The organism is Pseudomonas synxantha, assembly GCF_900105675.1.
Classification (GTDB): Bacteria; Pseudomonadota; Gammaproteobacteria; order Pseudomonadales; family Pseudomonadaceae; genus Aquipseudomonas; species Aquipseudomonas synxantha.
Window position 1 is genome coordinate 2,603,212 of record NZ_LT629786.1, and the last position, 17,794, is coordinate 2,621,005.

General features: G+C 61.9%; 15 protein-coding genes. 5 read left to right on the forward strand and 10 right to left on the reverse strand.

The window, feature by feature from the left end; all coding sequences use genetic code 11:
* Positions 1–14: 14 nt before the first annotated feature.
* From BLU48_RS12235 to BLU48_RS12275, 8 genes are all read right to left on the reverse strand, one after another.
* On the reverse strand, positions 15–1,463 hold the full coding sequence (locus BLU48_RS12235; protein ID WP_057022550.1) for a class-II fumarase/aspartase family protein: 1,449 nt from the start codon (positions 1,461–1,463) through the stop codon (positions 15–17).
* Positions 1,463–2,881, reverse strand: a complete 1,419-nt coding sequence (gene purB / locus BLU48_RS12240; RefSeq protein ID WP_057022551.1) for an adenylosuccinate lyase — start codon at positions 2,879–2,881, stop codon at positions 1,463–1,465. The genes BLU48_RS12235 and purB overlap by 1 nt, the downstream gene beginning before the upstream one ends.
* Before the next feature lie 30 nt (positions 2,882–2,911).
* Positions 2,912–3,898 carry an HOASN domain-containing protein gene (locus BLU48_RS12245; RefSeq protein WP_043051409.1) on the reverse strand — a complete coding sequence of 329 codons (987 nt, stop codon included), beginning with the start codon at positions 3,896–3,898 and terminating at the stop codon, positions 2,912–2,914.
* 40 nt (positions 3,899–3,938) lie between these two features.
* Positions 3,939–4,934, reverse strand: a complete 996-nt coding sequence (locus BLU48_RS12250) for an HOASN domain-containing protein (RefSeq protein ID WP_057022552.1) — start codon at positions 4,932–4,934, stop codon at positions 3,939–3,941.
* A 261-nt stretch (positions 4,935–5,195) separates the two neighbouring features.
* On the reverse strand, positions 5,196–6,647 hold the full coding sequence (locus tag BLU48_RS12255) for an efflux transporter outer membrane subunit (RefSeq protein ID WP_057022553.1): 1,452 nt from the start codon (positions 6,645–6,647) through the stop codon (positions 5,196–5,198).
* The gene (locus tag BLU48_RS12260; RefSeq protein WP_057022554.1) at positions 6,644–9,820 is read right to left on the reverse strand and encodes an efflux RND transporter permease subunit; all 3,177 of its coding nucleotides are present in this window, start codon (positions 9,818–9,820) and stop codon (positions 6,644–6,646) included. The genes BLU48_RS12255 and BLU48_RS12260 overlap by 4 nt, the downstream gene beginning before the upstream one ends.
* Entirely contained in the window at positions 9,817–10,983 is a 1,167-nt protein-coding gene (locus tag BLU48_RS12265) for an efflux RND transporter periplasmic adaptor subunit (protein ID WP_057022555.1), read from the reverse strand. The genes BLU48_RS12260 and BLU48_RS12265 overlap by 4 nt, the downstream gene beginning before the upstream one ends.
* A gap of 707 nt (positions 10,984–11,690) precedes the next feature.
* The gene (locus BLU48_RS12275) at positions 11,691–12,128 is read right to left on the reverse strand and encodes a DUF3995 domain-containing protein (protein ID WP_043050587.1); all 438 of its coding nucleotides are present in this window, start codon (positions 12,126–12,128) and stop codon (positions 11,691–11,693) included.
* Positions 12,129–12,221: 93 nt separating this feature from the next.
* Between BLU48_RS12275 and BLU48_RS12280 the strand changes: the two genes are divergently transcribed.
* Both BLU48_RS12280 and BLU48_RS12285 read left to right on the forward strand, forming a co-directional pair.
* Positions 12,222–12,611, forward strand: a complete 390-nt coding sequence (locus BLU48_RS12280) for a DUF2946 domain-containing protein (RefSeq protein WP_046072293.1) — start codon at positions 12,222–12,224, stop codon at positions 12,609–12,611.
* 94 nt (positions 12,612–12,705) lie between these two features.
* Positions 12,706–14,832 carry a TonB-dependent receptor gene (locus BLU48_RS12285; protein ID WP_057022556.1) on the forward strand — a complete coding sequence of 709 codons (2,127 nt, stop codon included), beginning with the start codon at positions 12,706–12,708 and terminating at the stop codon, positions 14,830–14,832.
* Between the two features lie 55 nt (positions 14,833–14,887).
* On the opposite strand, the gene BLU48_RS12290 is transcribed toward BLU48_RS12285, so the two are convergent.
* Together BLU48_RS12290 and BLU48_RS12295 are read right to left on the reverse strand one after the other, a co-directional pair.
* On the reverse strand, positions 14,888–15,895 hold the full coding sequence (locus BLU48_RS12290) for an ABC transporter substrate-binding protein (RefSeq protein WP_057022557.1): 1,008 nt from the start codon (positions 15,893–15,895) through the stop codon (positions 14,888–14,890).
* A 130-nt stretch (positions 15,896–16,025) separates the two neighbouring features.
* Positions 16,026–16,475: a hypothetical protein gene (locus BLU48_RS12295; protein ID WP_043050583.1), complete on the reverse strand. Its 450-nt coding sequence runs from the start codon at positions 16,473–16,475 to the stop codon at positions 16,026–16,028.
* 389 nt (positions 16,476–16,864) lie between these two features.
* On the opposite strand from BLU48_RS12295, the gene BLU48_RS12300 reads away from it, so the two are divergent.
* The 3 genes from BLU48_RS12300 to BLU48_RS12310 all read left to right on the forward strand — a co-directional run bounded on the left by BLU48_RS12300 (position 16,865) and on the right by BLU48_RS12310 (position 17,793).
* Positions 16,865–17,140 carry a hypothetical protein gene (locus BLU48_RS12300; RefSeq protein ID WP_057022558.1) on the forward strand — a complete coding sequence of 92 codons (276 nt, stop codon included), beginning with the start codon at positions 16,865–16,867 and terminating at the stop codon, positions 17,138–17,140.
* A 110-nt stretch (positions 17,141–17,250) separates the two neighbouring features.
* Entirely contained in the window at positions 17,251–17,481 is a 231-nt protein-coding gene (locus tag BLU48_RS12305; RefSeq protein WP_057022696.1) for a hypothetical protein, read from the forward strand.
* 69 nt (positions 17,482–17,550) lie between these two features.
* Positions 17,551–17,793 (forward strand): DUF2789 domain-containing protein, encoded by a 243-nt coding sequence (locus BLU48_RS12310; protein ID WP_034120024.1) that lies wholly within the window; start codon positions 17,551–17,553, stop codon positions 17,791–17,793.
* Position 17,794: the final 1 nt, after the last annotated feature.

Below are 17,794 nucleotides of genomic sequence, written 5' to 3' on the forward strand. Positions count from 1 at the left end.
GGGGTGATCAATGCTTAGCGGGCCGCCAGTTTGGACAGCACGTTGTCGACGATACGGTCGGACATGCCCAGGTGGGTCCTGGGCTCGAACAGCCGAGCCAGTGCGCCGGTGTCCATGGCGGCAACCACCCGCGCATCAGCCTCGATCGCGGTGCGGATCGACACGTGATTGCGCTGGCTCGCCTGGGACACTTCAAAGATGATTTCGTAGGCGCTGCTCTTGCCCAGCTTGCGCGCCATTTCGAACACCACGGCTTCGGTGCAGATGGCATCGCCGTAGGCGTGGGCGGTGCACTCCATCTTCTGCACGTTCACAGTGAGCCCCTCGATGGTGTCGGTGAGGATCGACAGCGCCATCAGCGCATAGTGGGAAACATCCGCGACCGCGCACCACTCCAGGCGGGTGCCGCGGTAATCGCGCTCGTGTTCGAGGATCATCGCGTCCAGCGCGAGCATGACCTGGGCCTTGGCCAGCCGCGCCAGCACCACCACCTGCTCGCAGCCTTCCGGGTTGCGTTTGTGCGGCATGGTGCTGCTGCCGATCTGCTGATCGCTCCAGCCCACTTCCACTTCAGCGATTTCCCAGCGATTGAGCGTACGGATTTCATCGGCTACCCGAGCCAACGAGGCCGTGACCATGGCCAGGGTGCTGACGAACTCCGCGACCCGGTCACGGGACACGTGCCAGCCGGTCAAGGGCACCTGCAATGACAAGCGCTCGGCAAAACGCTCCAGCATCGGTATCGCCTCCGGACCGAACGCGGCCATGGTGCCGACCCCGCCGAACAGTTGCACCACCAGCACGCGCTGGCGTGCCTCGGCCAGGCGCTGGCGATGGCGCAGCAGCTCGTCGATCCAGCCGGCGACCTTCAGCCCGAAGGTGGTCGGCAACGCCGGGATCGAGTGCGTCCTGGCGACCATCAGCGAATCACGGTGCGCATCGGCCAGCGTCGACAATTTGCCCAGCAAGGTTTCCAGGGCCTGGTCCATGGCGTCGAGGACATCGCGCATTTCCAGGGACTGGGCGGTGTCCTGGATGTCCTGGGTGGTGGCGCCGTAGTGCACGTATTCGCGGGCACTCGGGCTGCAGTTCTTTTGCAGGGCGCTGAGCAATGGCATCAGCGAATGACCGGTAGCCGCCACGCCATCGGCCAACTGGCGCACATTGATGCCCGACAGCAACGCGGCTTTTTCGATGTCCAGGGCCGCCTCACGCGGGATGATATTGACATCGGCCTGGGCCATGGCCAGTGCGGCTTCAACATCCAGCCAGCGTTGCAGGCGGCAATGGCTGCAGAAGATCTTGCGGCTCTGCGGGCCGGCATAGCCTGAACCGTGGGTTTTCGAGTCGAGGATGTGGCTGTGTTCATGCCGGCACTGTTCGCCGTCATGACCCAGGCCCGGGTGTTCCGAACGTGCGGTGCAAGACGCACGGGCTGCCATTTCCAACGTTTGCGCATCCATCACATACCCTCCATTGCGTACTGGGACTGACCGGTATTGCCTTGGGTTTCTACTAACCCTTCAAGACGGGGTATCGCTTTATTCGCCACCAGGTCGACCATGTCTGCCGCCAGCCCGGTGTAGGCCGCCGGGTCAAGCAGGTCGTCCAGCACTTGGCGACTGAAACAGCCGTGCAGGCGCGAGTCGTTGAGCAGGGCTTCGCGAAAAGGACGACCCTCGACCTGGGCCTGCTGGGCTATTTCGTGGACCAGCTGATGAGCCGTCTGCTTGCCGAACCGTGGCGCCAGCGCGAGCATGATGCGCTCCGACAGAATCAGCCCGCCGAGCATGTCGAGGTTGCTGCGCATGCGCGTTTCGCGCACATCCAGCCCGGCCAGCAGGACACCCTCCATACGGGCGAGCAAGGCGCCGGCGTAGATGAACAGCTCCGGCAAAGCCGCCCATTCAATGCGCCACGTGGTGCCGTCGCGCTCATGCAACTGGAACGCCGCATCAGTCAGCGCAAGCATCTGCGCGCGCACCAGCCGCGACAGCGCACTGATCAGGTCCACCGTCGACGGGTTCTGCTTGTGGGGCATGGTGCTGCTCCCCACCTGCCCTGCCCGGCGGCCTTCACGCACCTCATCGATCTCGGTGCGTTGCAGGTGGTAGATCTCATTGGCGACGCGGCCCAGGGTCGCCGACGCCTGGACCAGCAGCCACGCCGCCTCCAGGATGCGGTCGCGGGCGCTGTGCCAACTGCTCAACGGTGCCCCCAGGCCGAGACTTTCCAGGGTGCGGCGCTGCACCTCCAAACCCTGCGGGCCAAGCGCCGCCAGGGTGCCCACGGCGCCGGTCAGGTTGCCCACCATGACACGGGCATACGCCTCGTCGAAGCGCTCGAGGTGGCGATCGATCTCATCGACCCACACCGCGACCTTGTAGCCAAACGTGGTGGGCAATGCTTGTTGCCCATGGGTGCGGGCGACCATCGGCGTGTGCTTGTGCCGCAGGGCGAGCGTGAGCAAATGCCCACGGATCGCGTGCAAGCGCTGCAACACCAGGCCCCAGGCATCGCGCACTTGCAGGATCAGCCCAGTGTCGAGGATGTCCTGGGTGGTCACGCCGTAATGCACGTACTCACCCCAGCCATCGGCGCACAAGGCCTCGAGGGCGCGAAGGGTCGGCACCAGGATATGCCCGGTCTCCATGCTCTGGCGCCCCAGGGCGTCGAGGTCCAGCAGTTCCACGCTGGCCACACGGGCGATTTCCCGCGCAGCTTCGTGAGGGATGATGCCCATCTGCGCCTGGGTGGCCGCCAGCGCTGTTTCTACATCGAGCCACTTCTGCACCTGACTGGCATCAGAGAAGATCGCGGCAAATTCCGGGGACGAGTAAGCGCCCCCGTGGATACGGGATTCAGTGATATGACTCGGCATGTCGGGTTACTCGCGTTGTCCTAAGGAGGGCTACTTCACGCGCTGCATTGCTTCCCAGACCGCGTCGTAATAGGCCCGCTCCAGCCGGAAGTGTTCCGCCAGGGACGTGAGGAACGCGTTCTGGAAACCCAGGTCCGGGATACGCCGTGCAATCAGTGCCCATTCACGCTTGGCCCGGGGTGGCACCAGGCTGATATGCACTTCGTAGTACTCCGCGTCGTCCTGGCTCAAGCCCGCATTGCGCAAGGCGTTGTACAACTTGCCGTGGTTGCCGGGCACCACCAGCTCGGTGATGTAGAACACCGCCAGGCCCCAGCCGACATCGGGGTTGCGGAAACAGCGGGCACGGTTGTTCAGGTAGGCGATTTCCTCGGGCATCGTCGAGATGGCCTCGAAATCCGCGGTCAGGCCTATGGCAGCGAGAAGCTTGGCCAACAGCCGCGGATGGGAGCGCTGTTCGTCCTCTTCGCCCAGCTCACCGTAGAGATAACGGCCAAGGGCGGCCGCCTCGTCAACATCGGTCAGGTTGACCAACAGGTCGGCGGCATCCCGGTACAGGCGATAGGTGCGGAACCATTGGTGGCGCAGGAACACCTGCAGTTGCTCGCGGGACGCCTTGCCCTCAAACACATACTGCGACATCGGGTGGTTTTCCCGTGACTGCGCGGCAATCTGCTCTTCCAGGCGTTGCTGAAACGCGGCCTCGGACAACGGCGAGGCCAGGTCCGCAGACGGCATGAAACGCTCTTGCACGCTATAGATGGCATTGGCCAGCCAGCGTCGGGTCGAGGCGGTGGCGACGTCATCGCTCAGCGACAGGATGTACAGCAATTGCTGGCACTGCGCCGCGTTCGCGGCATCGCCGCGCTGGCCCGACTCACACAGGGCACGCAGCATATTGGCGGCAATTTCGATGCGATTGAACGTCGCATCCGGCTTCAGCGCTTCGGCCAACAGGCGGGCTTCAGCGGTGTGGATATTCTGCAATTGAGGCTGCGAGAAATTACGTGGGCTCATCATGTGCTCCATTATTGTTGTTTTAGGATCGCTGGGCGGTTCAGGCGTGCAGGCGCTGCGCCTGCATCTGCTGCCACAAGCTGTCGAAATAGGCCTTGTTGATTTCGAAGTGACGCTTGAGCGCGCGCATGAACGTGCGCTGAAAGCCCTCATCGCCGGCGAACTTGGCAATCAGCGCCCACATTTCCTCGGTGTCGATCTCATCCTGGGTGCCGTGCAGGCGGTGGAATTCGCTGGGCTGCTCTGGAACGTCGAGGCGCTGCAACAGCTCGTAGATGCGCCGGTGGTTGACGCAACTGACAGACTCCACCGCATAGAGCAGCGCAAGGCCCCAGGCGACATCGGTGTGGCGCACGCAGCGAATGCGATTATTCAGGTAGGCTTTTTCCAGGGGATGCAACGCAGGAAAGTCGATGGCCAGCGGAATATCGAAATACTCCATCAGATGGGCCAGCATCGCCGGGTGCGAACGCTGCGGAGTCTCGGCCCCCGCTTCACCGTAAAGGTTGCGGTAGAACACCGAGGCATCCTCGATGGCCTCGAAGCGAAAGGCCAGCTCTGCCAGCAGGCTGTAAAAGTTGTAGGAGCGGGTCCAGTGGTGTTCCAGGAAGAAACGTACGTCTTGCACAGGCGGCGTACCTTGGAACAGGTGCACCGACATGGGGTGGTTGACCCGGCTGCGAGCGGCGATTTCAGCGTCAACCAACTGTCGGAACTCATCCACCGGCAACGCGGTGAAGCCCGGCAGGTCGGCGGCGAACTCATCTTCGGCGCGGTAGACCTCACTGGCCATCCAACGGCGGGTCGGCTCAGTGCGTGGATCGCCCGGAATGTGCAGTTGCAGCAGGGCTGCCTGGTAGTGGGCGTAGGCATCGGCATCCCCCGACAAGCCTTGCCGGGTCAGCGCGAGCAGTGCTTCCAGCGCGCGGGTGACCTGGGCGTAGTGGGCACCGGGTTCCAGGGCATTGACCATCAGCGTCGAGGCCGTGGTGAACAGATCGGAATCCGGGCGTTGTTGCAGGGCAGCAGTATCCATTGATAACCCCTCGATTCTTGTTTTTGTGATTTGGCGTACTCGAAGAAAAGGCTAAAGGTTCCTCTAGTGGCAAGGTCAATACCTGTAGGAAATTTCTTTTCCCAATGGACATTTACCTGGCGTGTGGAGAGCAAAATGTGGGAGGGGGCTTGCTCCCGATGGCAGTGGGTCAGTGCCAGATGTACTGACTGACCCGCCGCCATCGGGAGCAAGCCCCCTCCCACATTTGCACTGCCGTGCTGTGTTTTTGCTCGGCTGGGGCTAACGCAGCGCCGCAGCCCCACTGCAAGCCTGCCCCGCCTGCTCACAAATCTGCCAGCCACCGCCCAGCGCCTTGTAGATCCCGACCACCGCCAAGCGCTGCTGGGTGCGCGCCGCCGTTAACGCACGGCGGCTGGTGAAGTCGGCACGTTCGGCCTCAAGCACATCCAGATACATGCCCTCGCCTTCGGCAAACCGCGTGCGCGCAAACCTGGCCGCTTCGCGGTTGGCTGCCGCCTCCAGCAGCCGCAAGCCCAGGGTGCTGCCTGCGGCACTGTTGGCCTGGAACGCATCGTCGGTTTCCTGCAGGGCACGCAATACGGTCTGGTCGTAGGCGATCAACGCAGCCTGGGCACGCGCCTCGCTGGCGGCGATCCGCGCGCGCACGCGTCCAGTGTCCAGCAGCGACCAGCGAATCACCGGGGCGATAAAGTTCGACTGCATGCCTGCATCGCCCAGGGAGCCGAGGCTTCCGGCCAGTAGCCCGATGGAGCCCTGCACCTGGATATCGGGATACAAACCAGCGGTTTCTACACCTATTTGTGCGGTCTCAGCCGCCAGGGTGCGTTCGGCCGCGGCAATATCGGCGCGCCGGGCCAACAAGCCGGCCGGGTCACCGACTTGCAGGGTGCGCAGGCTCAAAGTCTCACGACCGGGTCTGGCCTGCGGTGGCTTGAATCCTTGCGGCGCCTGCCCCAGCAGCACCGCCAACGCGTTGGTGGAGGTTGCGCGACGCCGCTCAAGGTCGGGCGCTACCGCCTCGACATTGCGCAGCAAAGCCTCGGCACGCAGCCGGTCGAACTCGGTGGCAGCGCCGACGCTGACCAGATGCTGCACCAGGCCCAAGCTGTCGCGCTGGCTCTGGCTGATGTCAGCGACCACCGCTTGTTCAGCTTCGATTCCTTGCAACTCAAACCAGGTGGCGGCAACGGTGGCCGCGACGCTCGCCTGCACACTGCGCAGCAACGCCTGGCGTGACCCGGCCTGGGCCTGCGCCACCTCAACCGAGCGTCGCACGCGGCCAAACAGGTCGATTTCCCAGGCCGCATCCAGGGCCGCACGGGTGGTTTCAATGGAGCGCTGCTCGCCAGATGGCGTCTCGACCTCACTGCGCCGTCGGTGCTCATAACCGAGGGCGGCACCGCCGCTGGGCAAGAACCCTTGGCGGCTTTCGCGCAGCATCGCCTTGGCTTCGTCCAGGCGTGCGGCGGCGATGCCGATGTCATGGTTGGCTGCCAACGCCTGCTGGATCAATTGGCTGAGAGCGGGCTCGTCGAACACCTGCCACCACTGTGCCTCGACCTCGCCGATACCGAGACCAGCGACGGGCGCGCCGAAGCTCGCCGGGCGCTGCGCGGCAGGCAACACAGGGGCGGAATAATCAGGGCCTACCGAGGCGCAGCCGGCCATCAGCAGCAACGGCAACAGCAACACTGGATAAGACAGTCTCATGATGCACGCTCCTCCAACTGCAACTTCGGACTCGACCCCTGACGCTCCACGCGCAGCGCCAGGCTGCGCATCACCACGTAGAACACCGGGGTGAGGAACAGCCCGAACAGCGTCACCCCGAGCATGCCGGCAAACACCGCGACGCCCATGGCATGGCGCATCTCGGCCCCGGCGCCGCTGGCAAATACCAGCGGCACCACGCCGGCGATAAACGCCAGTGAGGTCATCAGAATCGGCCGCAAGCGCAATTGGCAGGCGTGGATAACCGCCTCCAGCGGGCTGGCGCCTTCGGCTTCGAGACTGCGGGCAAACTCGACAATCAGGATGGCGTTCTTCGCCGCCAGCCCGACCAGCACCACCAGCCCGATCTGCACGAACACGTTGTTGTCACCCTCCACCAGCCACACGCCGATAATTGCGCTGAGCAGGCACATGGGCACGATCAGCAAGACCGCCAACGGCAGCAGCCAGCTGTTGTACTGCGCCGCGAGGATCAAATAAGCGAGCAACACACACAGCGGGAAAATAAACAGCGCCGACGACCCGGCGAGCTTTTGCTGGTAGGTCAAGTCCGTCCATTCATAGGTCACACCTTCGGGCAGCACCTCCTGCGCCAGGCGCTCCATCAGCGCGACAGCCTGCCCGGAGCTGACGCCCGGCATCGCCCCGCCGGAGATATCCGCCGAGGGATAGCCGTTGTAGTGAATCACACGGTCAGGGCCGGAACCCGGGGTGACGGTGACAAACGCCGACAACGGCAGCATGTCCCCGGCGGCATTGCGCACTTGCAGGCGGCCGATGGCTTCGGCCTGCATGCGGTGGTCCGCATCGGCCTGGGCGGTGACCTTGTAGGTGCGGCCGAAACGATTGAAGTCGTTGACATACAGCGACCCGAGGTAGACCTGCAGTGACTCGAATACATCCGCCAGGCGCACACCCTGGCTCTTGACCTGGGTGCGGTCGATATCCACATTCAGCTGCGGCGCGTTGACGTCCAGGCTGGTCATCAAGCCGGCGACCTGGCCCGACTCGGTGGCCTTGGTCATCAGCACCTGGGTCTGCTGCACCAACGCCTCAAGCCCTACTCCGCCACGGTCCTCGACCTGCAGCTTGAAACCACCGGTGACACCAAGGCCAGGCACCGGCGGCGGCGGGAACACGCCGAGGAAACCGTCGGGAATGCTCGCGAACTTCGCTTGCAGGCGCCCGGCGATGGCGACCGCGGCCATGTCCGGCGAGGTTCGCTCCTTGAACGGATCGAGCATTACGAACATCACCGCCGCATTCGGTACGTTGACGAAGCCGTTGACCGACAGTCCCGGGAACGCCACCACGCTTTCCACTCCCGGTTCGTCCAGGGCGATTTTCGACATTTGCCGCACCACCGCGTCGGTACGATCCAGCGACGCCGAGTTGGGCAATTGGGCAATGCCGACCAGGTAGTATTTGTCTTGCATCGGCACAAAACCCGCCGGCACAGCGTTGAAGCCGAACCAGGTCAGCGCGAGTAATCCGCAATAGGCCACCAGCGCCACGCCGCGACGGCCGACAACCTTGCGCACCGTGCTGCCATACGCCTGCGGCGCACGCTGGAACGGCCGGCCCAGCACCTCCAGCAGGCGCACGGCGCGACCGCGCAGGCTGCGCGGCTCATGTACCACGGCGGCACCTCGTGGGCGCAGCAACAGGCCGGCCAACGCCGGGCTGAGGGTCAACGAGTTGACCGCCGAGAGGATCGTCGAAATCGCGATGGTCAGCGCAAACTGCCGGTAGAACTCACCTTGCAATCCACTGAGGAACGCCGTGGGGATGAACACCGCAGCCAGCACCGAGGTAATCGCAATGATGGGGCCGGTGACCTCGCCCATCGCACGCCGCGCAGCTTGCGTGGGCTCCTCGCCGTTCTCGATATGCCGCTCGACGTTCTCGACCACCACGATGGCATCGTCGACCACAATGCCGATCGACAGCACCAGGCCGAACAACGACAAAGTATTCAGGGAAAAGCCCATCAGGTGCATGACCGCGAAGGTGCCGATGATCGACACCGGCACGGCCATCAACGGGATCAGCGACGCACGCCAGTTGCGCAGGAACACCACCACCACGATGACCACCAGCAGGATCGCTTCCATCAGGGTGATCGCGACTGACTCCAGCGAAGCGCGCACAAACACCGTGGGGTCATAGGCAATCCGCGACACCAGCCCTTCAGGGAAGTTGGCCTGCAGGCGCTGCATGGTATCGCGCACTGCCTGCGCTACATCGAGGGCGTTGGCGCCCGGGCTCTGGATGATCTGCAAGGCCACCGCCGGCTCGCCGTCCAACAGGCTGCGCAGCGCGTAGGCGTCGGCGCCCATTTCGATACGGGCCACATCACGCAGGCGCGTGACCTGGCCGTTATCGCCGGTGCGGATGATGATGTCGCCAAATTGCTCTTCGTCCGTCAGCCGCCCGAGGGTATTGACCGTGACTTGGAAGGCCGCGCTGGAATCCGGTGCCTGGCCGACCGAGCCGGCCGCCACTTGCACGTTCTGCTCGCGCACCGCGGCAATCACATCGCCGGCGGTCAAGCCACGGGCGGCGATCAGGTCCGGGTCGAGCCACAAGCGCATGCTGTATTCACCCGCGCCCCATACCAGCACGTCGTTGATCCCCGGCAGGCGCGACAGCTCGTCACGCACCTGGAGGTAGGCATAGTTGGAGATGTACAGCGGGTCATAACGTTTGTCGGGGGACAGCAGGTGGACCACCATGAGAATGTCCGGCGAGGTCTTTTGCGTGACCACGCCGAGGCGCTGCACCTCCTCGGGCAAGCGCGGCAAGGCCCGCGACACACGGTTCTGCACCTGGATCTGCGCCATGTCGGCGTTGGTGCCCTGGGTGAAGGTCGCAGTCAGGATCATGCGGCCATCGGTGGCCGACTGCGAGGTCATGTACAACATGCCCTCGACCCCGGTGATCACCTGTTCCAATGGCGCCGCCACCGTCTCGGCGATCACCTGCGGATTGGCCCCGGGATAGGACGCGGTGACCTGCACCGTGGGCGGCGTGACCGCGGGGTATTCACTCAGCGGCAGATGAAAGAAGGCCACAATGCCGCCGATCATCATCAACACCGACAGGACAATGGCGAAGATTGGCCGATCAATGAAAAAGCGTGGGAAGCTCATTGCACGCCCCCCACGGTCAGCGGCGCCTCAAGCGGCTTGCCCTCGATACTGGCGGCCAGTGGCGTCACCTGCATGCCGGGGCGCACCAGGCCCTTGACGACAATACGCTCACCCGGTTGCAGGCCCTGGTCGATGACGCGCAGGCCGTCGACCACCGGGCCCAATTCCACCGGACGGTATTCGGTCTTGTTGCCCTCACCGACCACCAGCACATAGCGGCGGCCCTGGTCGGTGCCGATGGATTGGTCGGCGATCAACACCCGCGGTTGCGCCGCGCCGGTGTCCAGCTTGACCTTGGCGAACAGCCCGGGGGTCAGGCGCCCATCCGGGTTGTCGACTACCGCACGCACGCGCACGGTGCCGGTCTTGCGGTCGGCCGCATTGGCCAGGAAGTCCACCCGCCCGGCCCGTGCATAGGTCGTATCGTTGAGCATGGCCACCATGACCTTGGCGGCTTTTTCGCCCTTGGACCCGGCATGTTCCCGCGTCGCGGCAAGCGAGTGCAGATACGTGCGCTCGTCGACATCGAAATACACATGCAACGGGTCGATGGAGACGATAGTCGTCAACGCCGTCACCCCTTGCGTCACGTAGTTGCCTTCGGTAACGAGGGCGCGGTCGATGCGGCCGCTGATGGGCGCGGTGACACGGGTATAGCCCAGGTCCAGTTGTGCCGCATCCAGTGCCGCCCTCGCCGCCTCGACCTGGGCCCTGCCGGCATTCAACGAAGCAATGGCGGTATCAAGACGATCACGCGCCACCACCTTCTTGGCGAACAGTTGCTCGGCTCGCCCGTGCTCGGCCTGGGCCAGCACCGCATTGGCCTCGGCCTCGCGCAAACGTGCCTTGGCCGCATTCAGCGCCGCCTGGAACACCCGCGGGTCAATCACAAACAACGGACTGCCCCTGGCCACGAACTGGCCCTCGGGCACGCTGACACTTTGCAGATAGCCGCTGACACGCGGGCGCAGTTCCACCTGATCGATGGCGGTCAACGAACCGGTGTACTCGACAAACGGCGTCACCGCCCGCGCAACCACCTCGGCCACCGGCACACCGGGCGGCTTGGCGGCCGCAGCCGGCGGCGCGTTGTCTGTGCATCCGCCCAGCGTCAACACCACGGCCATTGCCCCGGTGATCAGGCTTATTGGTTTGGCGTACATCGTTCACCCTCCTTGGAGTTTCAAGACAAATCGACACTGGAGGTTTTTATCGGGCTTGCCACATTGGGAAGGTCAAGTGCTATAAAACCGGGAGGTGTGTTTTTGTCTGAAGGGTGTTTGGAGGGAGGGCTGGGTGTGCTGTTTGGGTGATCTCGGCCTTTAGGCGCTTTGTTGTGGAAGGGGGCGGTGCGACGATTCGACTTGCCCTCGGTAGCGGAGGGTCAATCACAAGCAACCGTCAGTAACCACGATGCGAAGCGAGCCGCTCTTGATCTTGCTTTTGATCCTAGGCGCCCCGTTAAACCACGCTGGCCGGAATTCGACAGGGATTTGGGGGGTAAACCGGCAGGGATGCCGGTTTAGCCGCCCCGCGCCATGGATGGCGCGTGGCGGCGGCCCCCCAAATCCCTGGCGGATTACGGGCACACCGAGCCCAAGCGAGGTGCCGAGTGGTGGGGCAAGAGCGTTTTGGTTACTTTTGCGCTTTTAAAAATGACCCGCCGTAAGGGCGGAACCAATAGCGGCCGTCACCTAAACAATGGATATGTACTCGATCCAACCGAACATCCTGGTCGGCTGTGAGGCCGCCATCGGGGGCAAGCCCCCTCCCACATGGGCCGGCGGCGTACCAGAAGTTGTGTAGATACCCATGCTCATCCGGGGGCAAGTCGAATCATCGCACCGCCCCCACATGGGAGCTGAGACCATCAGGTCCAGGCCACCACCAACAACCCGGCACCCAACACCAGGCACAACGGCGAGTAGACGTACGTATCCAGGCGCGCAAACCGGGAGCCGCCGACCTTTTTGAAAAAGCCCACCAGCTCCGAATCGCCAATCGCCCGGGCAAAGAACAGCACCGCAATCGCACTGATGCCCCACTGCAACGCCCCATGGGACACCGGCGTGAAATACAACCCGGCGCGCAGGCAAACGAGCAAGGCAATTGCCACCAACCCCATAGCGACCAGAAAGGTGCCCAGCGCCGAGGGCTTGAACGCCGGTCGCGGCCCGCTGGCAAATTCGCCGGGCAGTTGCGGAATCGCCGCCAGGCTGCCGAATTTGCCGCCAGCGGCCCAGTAAAGATGCAGCATGCTGATAAAGGTAAAAACCCCGACAATCCATCGCGCAATGACAAAACTCATGGCGGACGCTCCCGAAAAATGTGGGAATCAGGATAGTCGCCCTGAGATTTTTTGCAGGCATTTCGTCGGCGGCTGATGGTAAAGTTCCGCCCCATGAAACTCGCCCGTGCCGACCGCTCGCTCATTGCCTGGATGCTTTACTGCTGCGTCCTGTTCAATGTGTTCGCCTGCAGCATTGGCCACGGGCAAATGGTGGGCATGCAGCTCAACGGCATCAGCGGCCAGTTCTGCACCGTAGATCCGCGTACCCAGGCGCCCCTGCAAAACAACTCTACGGATGAGAACCTGCCAACGCTGTCGAAAGCGTTCGGTTGCCCCTTGTGTTCGACCGGCGGCATGGGCCCCGCGCTCAACAGCCACCTGAACGTGGCGGTTTTGCCACAACCCCACGCGCCGCCTGCGGCGGTCGTGCTCGCCGCTGACATTCCTGCCCGCTTCACCTGGCCCACCGCTAACCCGCGCGCGCCACCTGCCCTCGCCTGATCCCTGCGTTTTCTGATCTGCATACCGACCGTTTCCGTGAGGAAGGACGGGCGGCCGTGCGTTTGTTTTCAAGCCAAGTTTTCAGGATTCAACCATGAAACATCTACCCCTGCTGGCAGGCCTGTTCGGCTGCCTGCCTGTCTGCGCCCCTGCCCTTGAGCTGGCACCGACCACCATTGAAGGCGAGCAAAGCGTTGAGCCCGGGCTGGCCCTGGACCAACCCAGCGGTATGGCCTCGCGGCTGGGACTGAGCGTACGGGAAACCCCGGCCTCGGTGGCCATCGCCAACCGCAACGATATCGAGCGCCATGGCGCCAAGACCTTCCGCGATGCGGCCAATACCCTGCCCGGCGTCAATGCCAGCGCGCCGCCCGGGTTTGGTGGGTTTGTATCGTACCGAGGGTTTACCAGCAGCCAGATTACTCAGATGTTCAACGGCATCAATGTTGCCACGGGCCTGGCGCGGCCAGTGGATGCGTGGGTATATGACCGCGTCGAGCTGGTGGGCGGCCCTTCCTCCTTGATCAACGGCGCAGGCTCCGTGGGCGGCTCGCTGAACTACGTGACCAAGCTGGCGAGCCGTGAGGAACAGGCTGTCGAAGGCCAGTTGACCTATGGCAGCTACGACACCGCAGGCATGGCGTTCGGCCTCAACCATGCGCTGACCGAGCCTGGTGCCGAGGTGCAGCACTACGCACGCCTGGACGTGAGCCGCAATACCAACCACAGCTATATCGACCGCGATCAACGAGATGCCTGGAGCGTAGCGTTTTCGCTGCTCAGCGACTTGACCCCCGATCTGTCCCACACCCTGGCCCTGGAATATCAGGACGAGCATGAAGACAGCCCCTATTGGGGCACGCCGGTGCTCAACCCCAAGGCCGGCGAACTTAAGATCGACAAGCACAATCGCTTCAACAACTACAACGTCGCCGACGGTCGTTACGAACAGCGCACGATCTGGGCACGGTCGATCATCGACTACCGGATAAACGACAGCACCACACTGAAAAACACCCTCTATCACCTCGACAGCCAGCGCGACTACCGCAACCTGGAGACCTACCAGTACAACGCCGATAACAGCGCGGTGAACCGCTCGACCGCCTATCAGGTACGGCATCAGGGCCAACAGAACGGCAACCAGTTCGAACTGCGCCATGACAACAGGATTTTCGGCCTCTCCACCACCTGGTCCGGCGGTTTTGAGTACAAGGTCAACAGCACCACCAACAGCCCCTTGAACGTGCCGGGAAAAAGTACCGTGGACCCGAACAACTATGACCCGGGACACTTCTATGACATCCCCGGCACCCGCCCTGGTTTCGTCAAGGACAAGACCAACCAGGTGACCACCAAGGCACTGTTCGTGGAAAACCGCCTGGGGCTGACGGATAAGCTCTCGCTGCTGACCGGCCTGCGGTATGACGCCATCGACATGGACGTGACCAACCACCGCTCGGTCACCGCCGCTAACCCACGGCACTTCAAGCGCAGCTGGGAACCGCTGACGGGGCGTGTGGGCCTGACTTATCAATTCATCCCGTCGGCCAATGTCTACGTGCAATACAGCACCGCCGTCGAACAGCCCTATACCACCACCCAGGTGTTCGATGTGTCCACCGGCAAGCAATGGGAGATCGGCAGCAAGTTCGACTACCTGGACGGTCGCGGTTCCGCCACGGTCGCGGCCTACAAGATTGAACGCAAAGACTTTGCCGTCACTGATCCGCTGGATCCGACCAACAGCATTCCGGTGGGCGCGCAGTCGTCCAAGGGCATCGAATTGGCCAGCTCACTGCGTATCACGCCAAGGTTGCTGGCTGAAGGCAACTTCGCCTGGGTAGACGCCGAGTACGATGAGTTCAATGAGAAAATGGCCAGTGGCGCAGTGGTGTCACGCAAGGGCAATACGCCGACCAACGTGCCCAGGCGCGTGGGCAACCTGTGGTTGACCTATGATTTTTCCGAGGATTGGCAAGGGGGTGTGGATGCGCGGTATGTCGCCCAGGTGTATGCAGATAATGCCAATACCCAGACGGTGCCGGCCTACACGCTGTTTGGCACCTTCCTGCGCTACAGGCTGGACGCCCACACCTCGGTGACCGGACGCGTGCGCAACTTGACCAATGAGGTGTATGCCGAGTTTGCCCATGTGTCGCCGGCGTATTACCTGGGTTCGCCGAGAACGTTTGAGGTAGCGGTGCAAACCAAGTTCTGAGCCTGAAATGCAGCCAACTGTGGGAGCAAGCCCCCTCCCACATCAAGACTATCGGTTACTTGAGACTCGCCTCAACCTTCTGCGCTACATCTTGCGTCAACCACGCCTTCCACACCTCAGGGTGTTCCTTCAGGAACGCTTGGGCCACGTCCCGCGGTGCCGTGTGGTTTTCGCTCATCGTCGCCAAGGCTTTGTTCAGCGGCTCGATGGGAAACTCAACCTTCTCGAAGAACTGCGCAATCTGCGGATGCTCCTGCTGGAACGGCGTCGATACGCCAATGCTCAACTTGGATGCCAACGACCGGGTAGGCTTGGGGTCTGGGTTATCCGCATCGGTCAGGGTCTTCCATGCATCCGCATCAAACGGCGGCTCTTCGAGCTGGATCAATTTATAGCGCCCCATCAACGGGGTCGGCGACCAGTAGTAGAACAACACTGGCTTGCCCCGGCGGATCGAAGACGCAATCTCTGCATCCAACGCCGCGCCCGAACCGCTGCGGAAGTTCACGTAGCTATCGTCGAGGCCATAGGCCTTGAGCTTCTGCTTGTTGACCACTTCGGAGGTCCAGCCGATGGGGCTGTTAAGAAAGCGACCTTTGCCTGGTGATTCGGGGTCCTTGAACACATCCTTGTAGCGCGCCAGGTCCTTGACGCTTTTCAGGTCCGGAGCCAGAGGCTTGAGGTTTTTCGACGGGTCACCCTTGACCACGTACTCCGGCACCCACCAGCCTTCGGTGGCGCCTTTGACTGTATCCCCCAGCCCTACCACTTTGCCTTCGGCTTCGGCCTTGACCCACACCGGACTGCGACCAGCCCATTCTTCCCCAATCACCTGGATATCGTTCTTGGCCAGGGCGGTTTCCAGGGTGATGGTGGTACCGGGCAAGGTGTCGGTAGGCAGGTCATAACCCTTCTCGACGATAAAGCGTAGTACTTCAGTGATCAGGCTGCCGCTTTCCCAGTTCAGGTCGGCAAAATGCACCGGTGCCTGGGCAGCAGAGACCGGCAATGACAGGCTCAAGGCCGTTAAGGACGCTGCCAACAGTGATTTCAATCCCTTCATGCGTTGCACCTCGCGTCTTCACAGTCATGGCGAACGGCTTTGCCGCCAATGCGCGAAGCCTCTGAATAGTTAAGTCAACGCAACTGTAGTAGAGGTTCCGGAACAGATCGGTACACGAAGTGTTTATCGGTTATTCGCTGGCCTTGAAAGTAACCAGTTCGCCCTTGCGCCATTTGGCAGCCTTGCCGGTCACGGCTTTCAGGGTCTTGGTCAGGCCTTCCTGCAATTGTTCATGGGCAGCAAATACCAGCATCACGCTGTGGCCTTCCTTGAACACAATGCCCTGGCCCTCGGCCGACGAAACAAAGGCGTAATCGCCCAACCCATACACGGTCAACTTGATATCGCGAAACTTGAGTTCGAACTTGCCACCTTCGCGGCTGGGTAACACCGCCGCACGGAAATGGTCGCCCACCTTGAGTTCCAGGCGTGGCTTGTCATCCACGACCAGCGCCGTTTCGGTATCGATCTCGGCGATATAGATACCTTCTGGCGTTTGTTCGGTGACGTAGACAAACCGCGATTGAAACTGCTTGACCAACTTTGCGCGCAAATCACCCAGCACGAATAACGCGTGCATATCCAGATTACTGACTGCCAAGGAAACGTCCCCACATCAAAAAAGCGCTGGCCGCTGAAGCGGGCAACACAAAAAACGGCCGTTACGGCACGATCACCCATTCGTTAAAAACTGAAGATAACCTACAAGGCTGGTACATACAGCCGCGGTGGACCTCAATCAAGGTCATCCGGTAGCACAGCAAATCACAGGTTTAGCGACCCGAGAATACAAGTCGAGCAACTTCAGAGAATAACCCAACCGAAAATGCAGTTTTCCGACGCCCAAAACAAAAAAATACCCAGGCATGGAACCAGTCGCGAACTGCCGACGACAATACTAAAACAGCAACCCGGGTTAAACCACCCGAAACGCCACTGACAGGCCAACAAGATTGACAGGAGCTGAGCATGCAACGACGTCCACACGACGCTGCGTCTTTCCACAAGCGTTCATCATGGTCAGAGGAACGCCAATACTACTGCCTGCAAAACGCTGATGGGTACTCGAACTCGGTCATTTATCAAGTTGTACCGGCTGGGAAGAACTTTTTCCACATCCTTGAAGTACCCAGTGGCCGGATCAAGGGGTTTCGCAGCGATCATAACAAGGCCTGCGAACTGGCCAAGACCCTGGAAGCCAAGTTGCAAGCCCTGTGTGACACACTCGTTTCGTCACCTGGATGACTTTACCGCGCCGTCGCCCTTCAACAACTGCCATACTGGCGCGTCCATTGAAGTTTGCCCCCTGCGGGTCAGGTTTCATCAGTGCAGTTACCTTGAAGGGAAGGCTATACGTGACGGAATTTGATATTGGCGAATTTTTTATCCACGGCGATGCCAGGGAAGTAGACGGAGAGTTTCAAGCAGTTATCGTAATGCGTGCCAAACCACCCTTGACCACCGTCACTACGCATCAGGTAGAGAAGGACCGTTGGTTCAAAACCGTGGACGCCGCTGCCAATGCCGCGAAGGACGCTGCCAAGGCGCTCAAGGCAGCCGTGGATTCAGGGGCGCTCACCTCCTGACAATCTGATAGAACTCTGCAGCGCCCCAAGCCTCCCATGCATACACACTTGAACTGCATGGAGTACGACATGGATACCACCACCCCCACGCTCGAAACCTTGTTCGATCAACTGGGCCTGGACTCGAGCCAGGAAGCCATCGAGCGCTTTACCGCCGAGCATCGCCTGCCGGATGATGTCAAACTCATCGACGCGCCGTTCTGGAGCGAACAACAGGCGAGTTTCCTCAAGGAACAATTGCATGTAGATGCCGAATGGGCGCCTGCGGTGGACGACCTCAACGCACTGTTGCACGAATCGCCCAAGGAATAAT